General features: G+C 60.6%; 15 protein-coding genes. 13 read left to right on the forward strand and 2 right to left on the reverse strand.

Annotated features, from left to right (window positions below):
- Positions 1 to 119 precede the first annotated feature (119 nt).
- From ACP3TA_RS02450 to sstT, 7 genes are all read left to right on the forward strand, one after another.
- On the forward strand, positions 120 to 410 hold the full coding sequence (locus ACP3TA_RS02450) for a type II toxin-antitoxin system RelE/ParE family toxin (protein ID WP_016930174.1): 291 nt from the start codon (positions 120 to 122) through the stop codon (positions 408 to 410).
- Positions 411 to 424: 14 nt separating this feature from the next.
- A complete protein-coding gene (locus tag ACP3TA_RS02455) occupies positions 425 to 748 on the forward strand; it encodes a HigA family addiction module antitoxin (protein ID WP_206196083.1) in 324 nt (107 codons plus the stop codon).
- Positions 741 to 1253, forward strand: coding sequence for a M48 metallopeptidase family protein (locus tag ACP3TA_RS02460; RefSeq protein WP_089197486.1), 513 nt, complete (start codon positions 741 to 743; stop codon positions 1251 to 1253). Before ACP3TA_RS02455 ends, ACP3TA_RS02460 begins: the two co-directional genes overlap by 8 nt.
- Before the next feature lie 50 nt (positions 1254 to 1303).
- Entirely contained in the window at positions 1304 to 2284 is a 981-nt protein-coding gene (locus ACP3TA_RS02465; protein ID WP_122004383.1) for a Gfo/Idh/MocA family protein, read from the forward strand.
- Position 2285: 1 nt separating this feature from the next.
- Entirely contained in the window at positions 2286 to 3017 is a 732-nt protein-coding gene (locus tag ACP3TA_RS02470) for a glutamine amidotransferase (protein ID WP_033644531.1), read from the forward strand.
- Positions 3018 to 3269: 252 nt separating this feature from the next.
- Positions 3270 to 4238 carry a TerC family protein gene (locus ACP3TA_RS02475; RefSeq protein ID WP_016930179.1) on the forward strand — a complete coding sequence of 323 codons (969 nt, stop codon included), beginning with the start codon at positions 3270 to 3272 and terminating at the stop codon, positions 4236 to 4238.
- 263 nt (positions 4239 to 4501) lie between these two features.
- On the forward strand, positions 4502 to 5737 hold the full coding sequence (sstT, locus tag ACP3TA_RS02480) for a serine/threonine transporter SstT (RefSeq protein ID WP_206196082.1): 1236 nt from the start codon (positions 4502 to 4504) through the stop codon (positions 5735 to 5737).
- Between the two features lie 52 nt (positions 5738 to 5789).
- Here sstT and ACP3TA_RS02485 read toward each other — a convergent pair whose 3' ends face one another.
- Both ACP3TA_RS02485 and uxaC read right to left on the reverse strand, forming a co-directional pair.
- Complete coding sequence (locus ACP3TA_RS02485; RefSeq protein ID WP_096242616.1) at positions 5790 to 7277, reverse strand: UxaA family hydrolase; 1488 nt, start codon at positions 7275 to 7277, stop codon at positions 5790 to 5792.
- Positions 7278 to 7297: 20 nt separating this feature from the next.
- A complete protein-coding gene (gene uxaC / locus ACP3TA_RS02490) occupies positions 7298 to 8710 on the reverse strand; it encodes a glucuronate isomerase (RefSeq protein ID WP_089195213.1) in 1413 nt (470 codons plus the stop codon).
- A gap of 284 nt (positions 8711 to 8994) precedes the next feature.
- Between uxaC and ACP3TA_RS02495 the strand changes: the two genes are divergently transcribed.
- The 6 genes from ACP3TA_RS02495 to ACP3TA_RS02520 all read left to right on the forward strand — a co-directional run bounded on the left by ACP3TA_RS02495 (position 8995) and on the right by ACP3TA_RS02520 (position 13621).
- Positions 8995 to 10293 carry an MFS transporter gene (locus ACP3TA_RS02495; protein WP_033651266.1) on the forward strand — a complete coding sequence of 433 codons (1299 nt, stop codon included), beginning with the start codon at positions 8995 to 8997 and terminating at the stop codon, positions 10291 to 10293.
- 118 nt (positions 10294 to 10411) lie between these two features.
- A complete protein-coding gene (gene exuR / locus ACP3TA_RS02500) occupies positions 10412 to 11188 on the forward strand; it encodes a transcriptional regulator ExuR (RefSeq protein ID WP_033636102.1) in 777 nt (258 codons plus the stop codon).
- A gap of 186 nt (positions 11189 to 11374) precedes the next feature.
- On the forward strand, positions 11375 to 11821 hold the full coding sequence (locus ACP3TA_RS02505; RefSeq protein WP_033644524.1) for a hypothetical protein: 447 nt from the start codon (positions 11375 to 11377) through the stop codon (positions 11819 to 11821).
- Between the two features lie 136 nt (positions 11822 to 11957).
- On the forward strand, positions 11958 to 12638 hold the full coding sequence (locus ACP3TA_RS02510) for a DedA family protein (RefSeq protein ID WP_033644523.1): 681 nt from the start codon (positions 11958 to 11960) through the stop codon (positions 12636 to 12638).
- On the forward strand, positions 12635 to 13009 hold the full coding sequence (gene mzrA, locus ACP3TA_RS02515; RefSeq protein ID WP_206196081.1) for an EnvZ/OmpR regulon moderator MzrA: 375 nt from the start codon (positions 12635 to 12637) through the stop codon (positions 13007 to 13009). Before ACP3TA_RS02510 ends, mzrA begins: the two co-directional genes overlap by 4 nt.
- Positions 13010 to 13249: 240 nt before the next feature.
- On the forward strand, positions 13250 to 13621 hold the full coding sequence (locus ACP3TA_RS02520; protein ID WP_033644521.1) for a DUF1090 domain-containing protein: 372 nt from the start codon (positions 13250 to 13252) through the stop codon (positions 13619 to 13621).
- Positions 13622 to 13760 lie beyond the last annotated feature (139 nt).

The raw sequence follows: 13760 nt of genomic DNA on the forward strand, positions 1-13760 counted from the left end.
CCTTTTCTCCTTCAACAACATTAACCTTTCCCTCCCGAGCACCCATGTCGATGTTTTTTTAACCTGACGGGGTGTAACTTTAAATGTTACACTGCCAGTCCCTATGGAAGGGGGAAAGCATGATTAAATCTTTCCGCGATCGCTATCTGGAGCAGTTCTATCTGGAAGGCAGGCGCAGCCGTCTTATCCCCGGCGCGCTCGAGCGGCAGTTGGCCAGAAAGCTCGATATGTTAGCCGCCGCGCAGCAAGAGCGTGATTTGCATCACCCCACGGGTAACTATTACAAGCGGCTATCCGGGCCATTTCAGGGATGGTCGAGTCTGCGCGTCAATATGCACTGGCGGCTGATGTTCCAGTGGCGGCATGATGCCGCCGAAAAAATTTACCTCGATCCTCACCAAGATACCTGAACGAGGGGGAACCTATGTTGGAAACCACGACTCGCGAACCCAGCACGGTGGGAGAAGTGCTGCAGGAAGAATATTTAACGCCGTTAGGCATCGGCCAAGAAGAACTGGCAAAGGTATTGGGCGTCACCCGCGCCACCGTCAATCGCCTGTGCAACGGGCATCGACGCATGAGCGTTGCCGAGGCCAATCTGTTTGCCGATCTGTTCGAAACGACCGCCGACTTTTGGCTAAACCTGCAGGCGGCACACGATCGCTGGGAAGCCAGACAGGCCGATGCGCAGCGTGTGCGGCTGCGGCCAATCAAAGAAATACTGGGACGCAATATCACTCATGCATGACATCGAACTCGCCTACCTGCAAGGCTACCCGGCGCATCTGCAAAGCCAGGTGCAGCAATTGATCCACCAGAACCGGCTGGGAGACGTGCTGCTGCAGCGCTATCCGCAGGTGCACGACTGCACCACCGACAAGTCGCTGTATCAGTTTACCGTCGATCTGAAAAACCAGTATCTGCGCAACGCCCAGCCGCTGAGCAAGGTGGCCTACGACAGCAAGATCCACGTCATGAAGCACGCGCTGGGCCTGCACACCGCCATCTCGCGCGTGCAGGGCGGCAAGCTGAAGGCCAAGGCGGAAATCCGCGTGGCGACGGTGTTCAAAGTCGCGCCCGAGCCCTTCCTGCGCATGATCGTGGTGCATGAGCTGGCACACCTGAAAGAGAAAGATCACAACAAAGCGTTCTACAGCCTGTGTTGCCATATGGAGCCGAATTACCACCAATTGGAGTTTGATACCCGGCTGTATCTGACGCACCTTTCGCTGTTCGGCGAGCTGTATGCATAGCGAGTGAGGGCGTGATAATCTGCGGTTTTAAGCCTGGACCGGAGCTCGCCATGATTCGCTTTGCCGTCGTCGGCACCAACTGGATAACGGAACGTTTTATCGATGCCGCCCATGAAAGCGGCAAACTCAAGCTGAGCGCCGTGTATTCACGCTCGCTGGAACAGGCGCAGGCGTTTGGTGCCAACTATCAGGTCACGCAGTTTTTCGACTCTCTCGAGGCGATGGCCCAGTCCGACGCCATAGACGCGGTGTATATCGCCAGCCCCAATTCCCTGCACTGCCCGCAATCGCTGCTGTTCCTGCGCCATAAAAAGCACGTGATCTGCGAAAAACCGCTGGCCTCCAACCAGCACGAAGCGGAACAGCTGGCGGCCTGCGCGCGGGAAAATCAGGTGGTGCTGTTCGAAGCGTTCAAAAGCGCCTATCTGCCGAATTTTCTGGCGCTGCGGCAGGCATTGCCGAAAGTCGGCCGGCTGCGCAAAGCCTGCATCAACTATTGCCAATACTCTTCGCGCTACCCGCGCTACCTGGCCGGCGAGAACCCCAACACGTTTAACCCGCAGTTCTCCAACGGCTCGATCATGGATATCGGCTACTACTGCCTGGCCAGCGCGGTGGCGCTGTTCGGCGCGCCGCAGTCGGTGCTCGCCAGCGCCACACTGCTGGAGACCGGCGTGGACGCCCACGGCACCGTCTGCCTGAACTACGGCGATTTCGACGTCACGCTTTCCCATTCCAAGGTCAGCGACTCGACGATCCCCAGCGAGATCCAGGGAGAGGAAGGCACGCTGATTATCGACAAGATTTCCGAGTGCCAGGGCGTGGCGCTGACGCCGCGCGGCGGCAACCGCCAGGATCTGAGCCAGCCGCAGCACATCAACACCATGTTGTATGAAGCGCTGGCCTTCGCCGAGCTGGTGGAAAATCACCGGGTGGAACATCCGGGGCTGGAGAATTCGCTGATCGTCGCCCGCCTGCTGACCGATATCCGCCGCCAGACCGGCGTCGTTTTCCCCGCCGACGGAGAATGAGATGAAACCGCTGCTCGTGATGCAAACCGGCGACGCGCCGCAGGCCATTCGTCAGGAATTGGCCAACTTTGATGGCATGTTCCTGCAACAGGGCAATATCGACGCCGAACGCGCGCACATCGTACACTTGCCCGCCGGCGAGCGGCCGTTGCCGCCGGCCGCCTATTGCGGCGTGGTCATCACCGGCTCGCCGGCGATGGTGACCGAACAGCTGCCGTGGAGCGAGGCGGCGGCCGAGTGGCTGCGCCAGGCGATGGCGATCAAACTGCCGCTATTCGGCGTCTGCTACGGCCACCAGCTGTTGGCCTACGCGCTCGGTGGCGAAGTGGGTTACCACCCGCAGGGCATGGAGGTGGGCACGCTGGAGATCGAACTGCTGCCCGCCGCGGCCGAAGACCGGCGGCTCACCCTGCTGCCGCCGCGCTTCAAAGCCAACCTGATCCACTCGCAGAGCGTGCTGACGCCGCCCGCCGGCGCGCAGACGCTGGCGCGTTCGCAGCAGGACGCGCACCAGATCCTGCGCTATGGCGATCATGCCCTGACCACCCAGTTCCACCCGGAATTCAACGGCGCGGTGATGAGCCAGTATCTGCAGTGGCTCGGCGAGCTGCATCCCGAGCAGCAGGCCCGCTATCAGCAACAACAACAACAGGTTAGCGACACGCCGTTCAGCCGCCTGTTGCTGCAGGGATTCGTCGTCAGCCTGGGCGCGCAAAAAGCGTTGGCCGGCTAACGCGATTCACGTTGACCGCCGACACATTTTGCATTACTTTCTGCTCTGCAAAGGGGAGTAACTTCATTGCCGGTCAATCGTCATTACGATGCGCAAGCATCCGGTTACCGGGCAACCTGATGTCAAAGGTGTAACCACCTTCATCAACGTTGTAAGTGAGACCTTGCCGGAAGGCGAGGTTTGCTTGCAGCGTTCACAGAGCGGCTGGCGTCTTCCGACGTTGGCCGTTTTTGTTTTTGAAGGATACCTCTGATGATGAATTCCGTTGGCACACCGTGGTTATGGGGCAGCTTCGCCGCCGTCATAGTCGTGATGCTCGCAATCGATCTCCTGTTGCAGGGCCGTAAAGGCGCGCACACCATGACTATGAAGCAGGCCGCCAGTTGGTCGCTGGTGTGGGTCAGCCTCTCTCTGCTGTTCAATTTCGGTTTCTGGTACTACCTGAATGAAACCGCCGGGCGCGCCGTCGCCGATACCCAGGCGCTGGCCTTCCTGACCGGCTACCTGATCGAAAAAGCGCTGGCGGTGGATAACGTGTTCGTCTGGCTGATGCTGTTCAGCTACTTCGCCGTGCCGGCCAACCTGCAGCGGCGGGTGCTGATCTATGGCGTGTTGGGGGCGATCGTGCTGCGTACCATCATGATCTTCGCCGGCAGTTGGCTGGTCAGCCAGTTCCAGTGGCTGCTGTATCTGTTCGGCGCTTTCCTGCTGTTCACCGGTATCAAGATGGCGTTGGCGAAGGAAGACGACTCGGCAATCGGCGACAAGCCGCTGGTGAAATGGCTGCGCAGCCGCCTGCGCATGACCGACAGCCTGGAAGGTGAGCGTTTCTTCGTGCGCCGCAACGGCATCCTGTTCGCCACCCCGCTGGTGCTGGTGCTGATCCTGGTGGAACTGAGCGACGTGATTTTCGCGGTGGACAGCATCCCGGCGATTTTCGCCGTGACCACTGACCCGTTCATCGTGCTGACCTCTAACCTGTTCGCCATCATGGGCCTGCGCGCCATGTACTTCCTGCTGGCCAACGTGGCGGAACGTTTCTCGATGCTGAAATACGGCCTGTCGGTGATCCTGGTGTTTATCGGTATCAAGATGCTGATAATCGACTTCTTCCACATCCCGATCGGTATCTCGCTCGGCGTGGTGGCGGGCATCCTGACGCTCACCTTGCTGATCAACGCCTGGGTCAATCGCCGCAACGATCGCCTGGCGAAGAAATAACCATAATCTGTTATCCGGGGCGCTAGTCGCCCCGCGATTGTTTGGCAATTCCCCCAAAACGCCAAACGTTATTACGATCACACAAATGTAACCAGTATGTTATCAAGTGTTGATCCGCGCTCAGAATTTCACCCTCGCCTCTTTCCAACATCATTCGATTACTGAATACTGATTCGGCAAACACACTTAGTTACAGAATCATATAAAGCTGTCCGGCGTCGTTCCCGCCGCGGCGGCCAGATAACATCAGGAAGAGAAGCACTATGCAAAAACTACTACAAAGGATGACTCAGGGCAGCCTGGTTAAACAAATCATGGTCGGCCTGGTGGCCGGCATTCTGGTGGCGCTGGTTTCGCCGGCGGCCGCGGCGGCCGTCGGCCTGCTCGGCACCCTGTTCGTCGGCGCGCTGAAGGCGGTAGCGCCACTGCTGGTGCTGATACTGGTGATGGCCTCGATCGCCAACCATAAACAGGGGCAGAAAACCAACATTCGCCCCATCCTGTTCCTCTATCTGCTGGGCACCTTCGCTGCGGCGCTGGTGGCGGTCGTCGTCAGCTTTATCTTCCCTTCCACGCTGGCGCTGACCACCGGCGCAACCGACATCACCCCGCCAGGCGGCATCGTGGACGTGATGAAGGGCCTGTTGATGAGCGTGGTGGCCAACCCGTTCCATGCGCTGATTAACGCCAACTACATCGGCATTCTGGCGTGGGCCGTCGGGCTGGGGCTGGCGCTGCGCCACGCTTCCGAAACCACCAAGGGGCTGATCAACGACATGTCCCATGCGGTCACGCTGGTGGTGCGCGCGGTGATCCGCTGTGCGCCGCTCGGCATCTTCGGCCTGGTGGCCTCCACGCTGGCGGAAACCGGCTTCGGCGCGCTGTGGGGCTATGCGCAACTGCTGATGGTGTTAATCGGCTGCATGATGCTGGTAGCGCTGGTGCTCAACCCGCTGATCGTGTACTGGAAGATCCGCCGCAACCCGTATCCGCTGGTGTTCGCCTGCCTGCGCGAGAGCGGCGTGACCGCCTTCTTCACCCGCAGCTCCGCCGCCAACATCCCGGTGAACATGGAGCTGTGCAAAAAGCTGAACCTGAATGAGGACACCTACTCGGTTTCCATCCCGCTGGGCGCCACCATCAACATGGCCGGCGCGGCGATCACCATCACCGTGCTGACGCTGGCGGCGGTAAACACGCTGGGCATCGCGGTGGACGTCCCGACCGCCCTGCTGCTGAGCGTGGTGGCCGCCCTGTGCGCCTGCGGCGCCTCCGGCGTGGCCGGCGGCTCGCTGCTGCTGATCCCGCTGGCGTGTAACATGTTCGGCATTCCGAATGACGTGGCGATGCAGGTGGTGGCGGTCGGCTTTATCATCGGCGTGCTGCAGGATTCGGCGGAAACCGCCCTCAACTCCTCCACCGACGTGCTGTTCACCGCCGCCGCCTGCCAGGCGGAAGACCAGCGGCTGGCGAACGAAGACCCGCTGAAGGTGCGTTAATCGCGCGTTGCTTCATAAAAAGGCGCTCCCTCGAGCGCCTTTTTTGTCAGCTTTACAGCGTCACCCCGCTTTTAAAGATCGCCAGCTCGCGAAAGTCGTTGGTTTCATTACGCGCCGGACGCCCGTTGGCAATCTCGACAATCAGATCGATGAAGCGGCTGAGCAGCGTCTCCATCGCCACGCCGTGAACCAGGCTGCCGGCGTCAAAATCGATCCAGTGCGGTTTCTTCGCCGCCAGCTCGCTGTTGGTCGCCAGCTTCACCGTCGGCACAAAGCCGCCGTACGGCGTACCGCGCCCGGTGCTGAACAGCACCATATGACAGCCGGCGCCGGCCAGCGCGCTGGTCGCCACCGCGTCGTTGCCCGGCGCGCTGAGCAGATTCAGCCCCGGCACGCGCAGCCGCTCGCCGTATTTCAGCACGTCCACCACCTGGCTTAGCCCCGCCTTTTGGGTGCAGCCAAGCGACTTCTCCTCCAGCGTGGTGATGCCGCCGGCCTTGTTGCCCGGCGACGGATTCTCATAAATCGGCTGCTGATGGGCGATGAAATAACGTTTGAAATCGTTGATCATGTCGACGGTTTTGTCGAAGGTTTCTCCATCGCGGCAGCGGCTCATCAGAATGCGCTCGGCGCCGAACATCTCCGGCACTTCGGTCAGCACCGTGGTGCCGCCGTTGGCGATCGCATAGTCGGAAAAGCGCCCCAGCAGCGGGTTGGCGGTAATGCCCGACAGCCCGTCCGAACCGCCGCATTCCAGGCCGAACTTCAGCTCGCTCAGGCGGCCCGGCTCGCGGCGATCGTGGCGCATCTCCCGATACAGCTCGTGCAGCAGCGCCAACCCGGCCTCCACCTCGTCGTCCTGCTGTTGGCACACCATAAAGCGCAACCGCCGCTCGTCCCCTATCCCCAGCGTGGCGCGAAAGGCATCCACCTGATTGTTCTCGCACCCCAGCCCGATCACCAGCACCGCGCCGGCGTTGGGATGGCGCGCCATGTTCTGCAGCATGATGCGGGTGTTGGCATGATCCTGCCCCAGCTGCGAGCAGCCGAACGGGTGGCTGAACAGATGCACGCCGTCGATCCCGTCCGCCTGTGTTTGCTGCAAAAAGCGCTGCTGGATCTGGCGAGCGATACCGTTGACGCAGCCGACGGTCGGCACGATCCACAGCTCGTTGCGGATCCCCACTTCGCCGTTGGCCCGGCGGTACAGCTGCACCTCGCGATCCGCCGCCTGCGGCGGCAGCGCCGGGAACTGCGGCTGGTAACGGTAGCTGTCCAGATCGCTCAGGTTGGTTTTGACGTTTTGCGAATGAATATGCTCCCCAGGCGCAATGGCCGCGAGCGCATGGCCGATCGGCTGGCCATATTTGATGATGTCTTCACCCTCGGCGATCGGGCCGAGTGCAAACTTGTGCCCACGCGCCACCGGCTGCGCCAGTTTGACGACCGCGCCTTCCAGCTCAACGCGCTCTCCGGCAGCCAGATCGCGCAGCGCCACCGCCACGTTATCCTGCTCGTGAATCTTTATCGTACTTTGCATAAACCGGTCCCGGATAACGGCTACGCCAGTTCAATGGCGAAATAGTTTTTGGCGTTGTCGAAGCAGATGTTTTTCACCATCTCGCCCAGCAGCGCGATATCCGCCGGCGCTTCGCCGTCCGCCACCCAGCGGCCGATCATCTGGCAAAGGATGCGGCGGAAGTATTCATGGCGCGTATAAGACAAGAAGCTGCGGCTGTCGGTCAGCATGCCGACGAAGCGGCTCAGCAGCCCGAGCTGGGCCAGCTGCGTCATTTGGCGCTGCATGCCGTCCTTCTGATCGTTGAACCACCAACCGGAGCCGAACTGCATCTTGCCCGGCGTGCCTTCCCCCTGAAAATTGCCGATCATGGTGCCGATCACTTCGTTATCCCGCGGATTGAGGCAATAGAGAATGGTTTTCGGCAGACCGCCCTGCCGCGCCTGAGCATCCAGCAGCCGCGACAGCGGTTCCGCCAGCGGCCGGTCGTTGATCGAGTCGAAGCCGATATCCGGCCCGACGGCGGCCAACATGCGGCTGTTGTTATTGCGCAGCGCGCCGATGTGATACTGCTGCACCCAGCCGCGACGCCGGTATTCGCCGGCCAAAAACAGCAGCACCGCGCTTTTGAACTGGGCGCTCTGTTCCGGCGTCGGCAGCTCGCCGTTCAGGCGGCGCAGCAGGATCGCATCCAGCGCCGCTTCATCGGCCTCGCCGAACTCCACCACGTCCAGCGCATGATCGGCCACCTTGCAGCCGTGGGCGGCAAAGTGATCCATGCGCTTGTACAGGGCGTCGCACAGCGCGCTAAAGCGGCCGATGGCGGTGTCCGCCGCCGCCTCCAGCTGCTGCAGATAGTCGTTGAAGCCGGGCGCATCGATGGTGAAAGCCTTGTCCGGCCGCCAGCTCGGCAGCACTTTGATAGCGAAACTGCGATCGTCGGCGATCGCCCGATGATGACGCAGATCGTCGATCGGATCGTCGGTGGTGCCGACCATTTTCACGTTCATTTGCTGCATGATGCCGCGCGCGCGAAACGCATCCTGCGCCAGCAGCGCATTGCCGCGCTGCCAGATTTCATCCGCCGTGGCCGGCGATAACAGCATATCCGTGATGCCGAACGGGCGGCGCAGCTCCAGATGCGTCCAGTGATAGAGCGGGTTGCCGATGGTGTGCGGCACCGTGGCGGCCCAGGCGTCGAATTTCTCGCGATCGCCCGCATCGCCGGTGCATAACCGCTCCGCCACGCCGTTGGTGCGCATCGCCCGCCATTTGTAGTGATCGCCCCGCAGCCAGATATCGTACAGGTTGCTGAAGCGGGTATTCTCCGCGATCTGCTGCGGCGGCAAATGGCAGTGGTAATCGAAAATCGGCTGCGGCGCCGCGTAGTCGTGATACAAGCGCCGGGCAAATTCGCTGTCCAGCAGGAAATCTTCGCTTAAAAACGTCGCCATCTCGGGCTCCTTACTTGCCGTGCGGCACGGGGTTCGAATCACAAAAGTTATCACACCAATTTTTGCTAGCGTCCAGCAAATTTTTCCCGAGGTCTGCCTTTCATCCTCTCTCTACGCCCTTTTTCGCTCAATTTACCGGCAAAAATGCCCTGTTTCACCGGCCACAGTATCACTCAGGCGAATAATTCCTTTTGTGATATCACTCAACTTTTAAACTTGTATGACAGGTTATTGTCTCGCCAGCCGCATCGACGGCCACACCTTCAAACGGGGAGACACTTCGGATGCGTAAAATTAAAGGGTTACGCTGGTACATGATCGGACTGGTGACCATCGGCACCGTGCTGGGTTATCTGACCCGCAACGCCATCGCCGTGGCGGCGCCGACGCTGGAAGATACGCTGCACATCACCACCCAACAGTATTCCTATATCGTCGCCGCCTACTCCGCGTGCTACACCGTGATGCAACCGGTGGCGGGCTACGTGCTGGACGTGCTGGGCACCAAGGTCGGCTACGCCATGTTCGCCATTCTGTGGGCGCTGTTCTGCATGGGCACCGCGTTGGCCAACAGTTGGGGCGGGCTGGCGTTGGCGCGCGGCGCGGTCGGCATGGCGGAAGCGGCGATGATCCCCGCCGGGCTGAAGGCCAGCAGCGAATGGTTTCCGGCCAAAGAGCGTTCGATCGCCGTCGGCTATTTCAACGTGGGCTCGTCGATCGGCGGCATGATCGCCCCGCCGCTGGTGGTATGGGCCATCGTCGCGCACAGCTGGGAGATGGCGTTCATCATCACCGGCGTGCTGAGCCTGATCTGGGCTATCTGCTGGCTGCTGTTCTACAAACACCCGAAAGATCAGAAGAAACTGAGCCAGGAAGAACGCCGTTACATCCTCGAAGGCCAGGAAGCGCAGCACCAGACCTCTAACGCCAAAAAGATGTCCGCCTGGCAGATCGTGCGCAACCGCCAGTTCTGGGGCATCGCGCTGCCGCGCTTTCTGGCGGAGCCGGCGTGGGGCACCTTCAACGCCTGGATCCCGCTGTTCATGTTCAAGGCCTACGGTTTTAACCTGAAAGAGATCGCCATGTTTGCCTGGATGCCGATGCTGTTCGCCGATCTCGGCTGCATCGTCGGCGGTTATCTGCCGCCGCTGTTCCAGAAGTATTTCAAGGTCAACCTGATCGTCTCGCGCAAGCTGGTGGTGACGATGGGTGCGGTGTTGATGATCGGCCCCGGCATGATCGGCCTGTTCACCAGCCCTTACGCGGCTATCGCGCTGCTGTGCGTCGGCGGCTTCGCCCATCAGGCGCTGTCCGGCGCGTTGATCACCCTCTCTTCCGACGTGTTCGGCCGCAATGAGGTGGCGACCGCCAACGGGCTGACCGGCATGGCGGCCTGGACCGCCAGCACGCTGTTCGCCCTGGTGGTCGGCGCCCTGGCAGACACCCTCGGCTTCAGCCCGCTGTTCGCCGCGCTGTCGGTCTTCGACATTCTCGGCGCCATCGTCATCTGGACGGTGCTGCAAAACCGCCCGGCCGCCGAACCGCAGCCGGCCGCGCTGCAGCCTGCCCCGGCGCGCAGCTGATCCCCCGCCCGGCCGCTGCGCCGGGCCCCTTGCTCCTCTGGCAGCGGTGCCGAATAAGTGGTATAACAAATCCGATGGCCACGCGCCCCTTCCCACCGCACCGTATAGAGCATTCACTATGGAATTCACTGAAACCAGACGCCTGTATCAGCAACTGGCCGCCGAGCTGAAGCAACGCATCGAAAGCGGCCGTTACCCGGTAGGCGACAAGCTGCCGGCCGAGCGATACATCGCCGAAGAGATGAATGTCAGCCGCACCGTGGTGCGCGAGGCGATCATCATGCTGGAAGTGGAAGGCTATGTGGACGTGCGCAAGGGATCCGGGATCCACGTGGTGTCCAACCAGCAAAAGCACCTGGTGGTGCCGGGCGACAGCATCGAGTTCGCCACCGCCGGCCCGTTTGAGCTGCTGCAGGCGCGCCAGCTGATAGAAAGCAACATCGCCGAATTCGCCGCCACCCAGGTGACCAAGCAGGATATCGTGCAACTGATGGAGATCCAGGAGCACGCCCGCAAAGAAGACCGTTTCCGCGACTCGCAGTGGGATCTGAAGTTCCACGTGCAGGTGGCGCTGGCCACCCAGAACACCGCCATGGCCACCATCGTGGAAAAAATGTGGGTACAGCGGGTCAACAACCCTTACTGGAAGAAACTGCACGAGCATATCGACGAACGCTCGATCGCCAGCTGGTGCGACGATCACGATCAGATCCTCAAGGCGCTGATGCGCAAAGATCCTTACGCCGCCAAACTGGCGATGTGGCAGCACCTGGAGAACACCAAGCAGATGCTGTTCAACGCCACCAGCGACGACTTCGAATACAACGCCGACCGCTATCTGTTCGCCGAGAACCCGGTGGTGCATCTGGACGGCGTGAGCCACGAGCCGAAATAGCCACGGCGGTCAAAAACCGTCGGCTTATGTCAGGTAATGTAAAATCCGCTGAATCGATGCCGGAACCGCCGTTTGCCGTGTACTATTTCACCGTCGGCAACGTAGATTTCCCTGTTGCCAATCGTGCTATTTTGGTAGAGTTAGCCCACTTTTTTACCCATTGCTGCGGGGGCGGGACGCGAATAAATGCGCTGGTTGTTTGCCATGCTGATTGCTCTTTTCTGCTGGACCGGTTCGGTCTCCGGCCAACAGCTATGCGTGGCGTCATCCAAGCCCACCCCCAGCGCGCTGAGCAGCCTGCCGCTGCTGGCGGAGCCGGCGCTTTCCCCCTATGATCATGTGTATCGGGCACCGGCCGAAGCGCGCCGCAAAGCGCCCGGCAAGTTGCCGCTGCTGCTGCCCAGAGCGTACTCTTTCCCCGGTTCGCTGCTCGCGTCCTCCCTGCCGGCGCCGGTCTATACCCTGGCCGCAGAGCCGGGCTACCGAATTCGTTTCCCCCGCCAGGACACCCCGGCCCCCAACCGGCTTGCCCAGGTCGACTGGATGCTGGACGCCTCCAGGCAACAAAGTCGGCAGGCCGGCTGGAAAGAAAGCAACATGCAGTACCGTGGCACGCTGACTTACCACCTATGACCGGTGTCGCACCGCTTAGAAACCTTAAAGCAACGCCGTTTCATCGTTATCAGCATTCAGGATCGCCGCGCGCTTTCAGCCCACGCCCGCTCCGCCGCTGAGATAAAAATAAACAATGACGTTTTAGGAACACCGGATGGACATCATTAAAGAACTGATACATGCCTTATGGCAGCAGGATTTTGAGACGCTGGCGAACCCTTCGTTGGTGTGGACCCTCTACATCCTGCTGTTCATGATCCTGTTTTTGGAAAACGGCCTGCTGCCGGCCGCTTTTCTGCCGGGCGACAGCCTGCTGATCCTGGTCGGCGTGCTGATCGCCAAAGGCACCATGGGCTTCCCATTGACCATCGTTATCCTGACCGTCGCCGCCAGCCTGGGGTGCTGGGTCAGTTACATACAGGGCCGATGGCTCGGCAATACGCGAACGGTGCAAGGCTGGCTTTCGCATCTGCCGGCCCACTACCATCAGCGTGCGCATAACCTGTTCCACCGCCACGGCCTTTCCGCCCTGTTGGTCGGCCGCTTCCTGGCCTTCGTGCGCACCCTGCTGCCAACCATCGCCGGCCTGTCCGGCCTGAGCAACGCACGCTTCCAGTTCTTCAACTGGATGAGCGGCCTGCTGTGGGTCTTGATCCTGACGACGCTGGGCTTCGCCCTCGGAAAAACCCCGGTATTCCGCAAGTATGAAGACCAGCTGATGTTCTGCCTGATGATGTTGCCGCTGGTGTTGCTGGTGGTCGGCCTGGTCGGCTCGCTGATCGTGCTGTGGCGCAAGAAACGCGCCAGCGGCCAGAACCCGGGGAAAGGGGCGTGACAGCAAAGCGCCCGTGCTGGCAATACGTCCTGATGATCGCGCTCGCCCTGCTGGCGCTGGCGACGCTGTTGGTGCCCTGCATGGTGCGCACCGAGAGCGAGCTGCGCATTCGCGCCAGCCAGCAAGGGCTGTCGCTGCCCGACGGTTTTTATGTCTACCAGCGCTTGGATGAGCGCGGTATCCGCATCAAAAGCATCACGCCGGAAGGCGATGGCTTGGTTATTCGTCTGGATTCGCCGGAGCAGCAGTTGCTGGCGCGTGAAGCGCTGCAAACCATCCTGCCTCCCGGTTACCACATCGCGCTGAGCGAATCTCCCGTGCCAACGCACTGGGTGCGCGAATTTGCGCGCTCCCCACTCAATCTGGGATAATCCCCTTCAAATGAAGGGGATTCCTTTCATTGCCGTTATCTTCATTTTCATTCGCATCATTTAGCTCAAAAAACAATCAGTCGCGCCGAATTTCGGCTGATTCTTTGGGGGCGCGCCGGTTTCATGGCTATGCTGAAGGATAACTTCAGCCGGCGATGAACGCCCTCCTCTCGCGCTGCCGCCTCCGGCAGTCAGGAAAGCGGATGCCTGTTCAGGCATCCCATGAAAAGGAACTGAGAAATGAAATTTCGCCACTCACTGTTACTGCTGCTGCCACTCTGCGCGCTGCCGACGCTGTCCTCGGCCGCTGAGGGCGGCTGCGCCGCCAAAGCGCAAAATATCCAGCAGCAAATCGACTACGCGACTCAGCACGGCAACACCCACCGCGTGGATGGGCTGAAAAAAGCGCTGAGCGAAGTGCAGACCCACTGCACCGAAGCCGGCCTGCAGGCCGAACGCCAGAAAAATATCGCAGAGAAACAGCGCAAGGTGGACGAGCGCCGGGAAGAGCTGAAAGAAGCGCAACAAACCGGCAAGCTGGACAAGGTCGCCAAGAAGCAGCAAAAGCTGGCCGAAGCGCAGGCTGAATTGAAACGCGCCCAGGCGGAATAATTTTTTTACACCAGCGGATTTATCGATGAGAGCCCCATCACACGGGATTTCTTAAGCATATGGAATTGATGTCTGGTGTTATCTGCTGGTCATCACCCCTTTGCTCCGGCGAAAAAATCCGCTATGTTAAAAGTCTGTC

Source organism: Serratia sp. 2C06, from assembly GCF_050037615.1.
Taxonomy (GTDB): domain Bacteria; phylum Pseudomonadota; class Gammaproteobacteria; order Enterobacterales; family Enterobacteriaceae; genus Serratia; species Serratia ureilytica.

Bases quoted from the DNA above. Each gene is read 5' to 3' on its own strand.
- ACP3TA_RS02465 (WP_122004383.1), top strand. From the start codon at position 1,304: ATGATTCGCTTTGCCGTCGTCGGCACCAACTGGATAACGGAACGTTTT.
- ACP3TA_RS02520 (WP_033644521.1), top strand. From the start codon at position 13,250: ATGAAATTTCGCCACTCACTGTTACTGCTGCTGCCACTCTGCGCGCTG.
- ACP3TA_RS02470 (WP_033644531.1), top strand. From the start codon at position 2,286: ATGAAACCGCTGCTCGTGATGCAAACCGGCGACGCGCCGCAGGCCATT.
- sstT (WP_206196082.1), top strand. From the start codon at position 4,502: ATGCAAAAACTACTACAAAGGATGACTCAGGGCAGCCTGGTTAAACAA.
- ACP3TA_RS02475 (WP_016930179.1), top strand. From the start codon at position 3,270: ATGATGAATTCCGTTGGCACACCGTGGTTATGGGGCAGCTTCGCCGCC.
- ACP3TA_RS02455 (WP_206196083.1), top strand. From the start codon at position 425: ATGTTGGAAACCACGACTCGCGAACCCAGCACGGTGGGAGAAGTGCTG.
- ACP3TA_RS02485 (WP_096242616.1), bottom strand. From the start codon at position 7,277: ATGCAAAGTACGATAAAGATTCACGAGCAGGATAACGTGGCGGTGGCG.
- ACP3TA_RS02460 (WP_089197486.1), top strand. From the start codon at position 741: ATGCATGACATCGAACTCGCCTACCTGCAAGGCTACCCGGCGCATCTG.
- ACP3TA_RS02495 (WP_033651266.1), top strand. From the start codon at position 8,995: ATGCGTAAAATTAAAGGGTTACGCTGGTACATGATCGGACTGGTGACC.
- exuR (WP_033636102.1), top strand. From the start codon at position 10,412: ATGGAATTCACTGAAACCAGACGCCTGTATCAGCAACTGGCCGCCGAG.
- ACP3TA_RS02505 (WP_033644524.1), top strand. From the start codon at position 11,375: ATGCGCTGGTTGTTTGCCATGCTGATTGCTCTTTTCTGCTGGACCGGT.
- ACP3TA_RS02510 (WP_033644523.1), top strand. From the start codon at position 11,958: ATGGACATCATTAAAGAACTGATACATGCCTTATGGCAGCAGGATTTT.
- ACP3TA_RS02450 (WP_016930174.1), top strand. From the start codon at position 120: ATGATTAAATCTTTCCGCGATCGCTATCTGGAGCAGTTCTATCTGGAA.
- uxaC (WP_089195213.1), bottom strand. From the start codon at position 8,710: ATGGCGACGTTTTTAAGCGAAGATTTCCTGCTGGACAGCGAATTTGCC.